This is a genomic window from Pseudaeromonas pectinilytica (assembly GCF_054780855.1).
The window spans coordinates 1-1,864 of sequence record NZ_BAAGVN010000232.1; the positions used below are offsets into that span (position 1 = coordinate 1).

Annotated in this window: 2 protein-coding genes; one reads left to right on the forward strand and one right to left on the reverse strand. The window is 52.6% G+C overall.

Annotated features, from left to right (window positions below; genetic code table 11):
- Positions 1–207 precede the first annotated feature (207 nt).
- On the forward strand, positions 208–1,329 hold the full coding sequence (locus tag ACYVG7_RS10445; RefSeq protein WP_460883056.1) for a Fic family protein: 1,122 nt from the start codon (positions 208–210) through the stop codon (positions 1,327–1,329).
- Positions 1,330–1,574: 245 nt separating this feature from the next.
- Here ACYVG7_RS10445 and ACYVG7_RS10450 read toward each other — a convergent pair.
- On the reverse strand, positions 1,575–1,864 hold a 290-nt coding region (locus ACYVG7_RS10450; protein ID WP_460883057.1), incomplete at its 5' end, for a hypothetical protein.

A 1,864-nucleotide genomic window follows, 5' to 3' on the forward strand; every position in this document is an offset into this window, starting at 1 on the left:
TTTTTGCGATTAAATCAGATCACAAACGAAGCCTTTTTTCTATCTATTTCAATTGGTTGTAGCTAAAGATCCTGTACATGAATTCCGCTATGCCAGTTGTGTCGTGAGCCGAATCACCGTTACTATCGGCTCATTGCATGAGCCGAATATGCGTTTGATTCGGCTCATCTGGCGTGATCGTGTAACCGAAAAGGAATGGGCAGGCAGATGACCGCTAACTGGATCTGGCAACAGCAAGGCTGGCCGCACTTTTGCTGGCAGGATGAACCGCTACAGTCACGGCTACGAGCAGCGCAACGCAATCTCGGCCTGCTGCTTGGCACCCATTCCGCCCAAGGCTCGACGCAAGCACAGGCGCTCGATACCCTGCTGGCGAATATCCTCGCCTCCTCGGCCATTGAAGATGAACGGCTCAATGCCCAATCGGTGCGCTCATCTCTGGCCCGCCGGCTTGGCGTATCCGAAGAACAACCCTACCCCATCTCGGATCGTTCCGAAGGGCTGGCCGCCATGATGCTCGATGCCATCGACAATCGACATCAGCCGCTGACGCTGGAGCGCTTGCTGCAGTGGCATCACTGGTTGTTTCCCGCCGAGGATTGGACACTGCAGCGTGTCCACGTAGGCCAACTGCGCGGTGAAGAGCCGATGCAGGTGGTATCCGGACGACTGGATCGCCCGACCGTGCATTTCGAGGCCCCACCACGCCAGGGACTCGAATCGGCACTGGCCGCCTTTATCGACTGGTTCAATACCAGCCTGAACGACACAAGCCAAGATCCACTGCTGCGTGCCGCCATCTGCCATCTCTGGTTTGTCACCTTACACCCGTTTGATGATGGCAATGGTCGCATCACCCGCGCCCTTACCGATCTGGCACTCTCCCAGGCTGATAGCCAGAGTATCCGCCTGTATGCCATGTCGGTGGCGATCCTCGAACAACGCACCGATTACTACCGAGTTCTGGAACAGACTCAGAAAGGCGGCCTGGATATCACCGCCTGGCTGGTCTGGTTTCTGGATACGCTCAACACCACGCTAGAGCAAGCCCAGCAGGCGATCACCCGCACCTTGGCCAAGAGCCGGTTCTGGCAACACCACGGCAGCGAGCCGCTGAGTACTGAACAAATTAAGGTGCTGAACCGGCTGTTAGACGGCGGTGAGAACGGCTTTTTGCAAGGCATCAGCGCCAGCCAATATCAGAAGGTAGCCAAGGTCAGTAAAGCCACGGCCACACGCCATCTGGCCGACTTGTTGGAGAAGGGCTGCCTTGAGAAATTACCAGGAGGCGGCAGAAATACTCGTTATCAGATCAAGATGATGAAGTAGCCCCTTAGCTAGGTGGCAGCAAGACACGCTAACCAACCATCGAGCGTGGAAATCCGGAAAAATTACAGGTATAACCTGAGAACCACCAGCCCCCTACAGCATGTTCAAGAAGGAGTTGAAATTGATACCGGAGGGAGTGCGCTCGAGGGTAAGGTAAACACGACACCGGTTGATTCAGGTGTCGTGAAATGTGAATTTACACAGTAAACAGGCTTCTATTTACGCTACCATTATTTGCAAAAACACTATTGAGCTGAATATATCCTGGTTGTTCCACTCAGCTTGTCATTGTCAAAATAAAATGTTCCACTGAATTCTCTACGTCCATAGTGGTGGTTTGAGCCTAAAGATCCACCAATAACACCTTTTTCACCTAGGAGCGTCCACACTATATCTAATTCATTCTCGCCCAACATTTTTAAGAATGGCTCTTTCTTAATAAGTAAATGTGCTTTAGGGAAGGTGCGAACAAGTTCCTGATATGAGATCATCATGTTCATCCGGAGCGCATCCCAGAGGGACATCATGAGCCATC

Bases quoted from the DNA above. Each gene is read 5' to 3' on its own strand.
- ACYVG7_RS10445 (WP_460883056.1), top strand. From the start codon at position 208: ATGACCGCTAACTGGATCTGGCAACAGCAAGGCTGGCCGCACTTTTGC.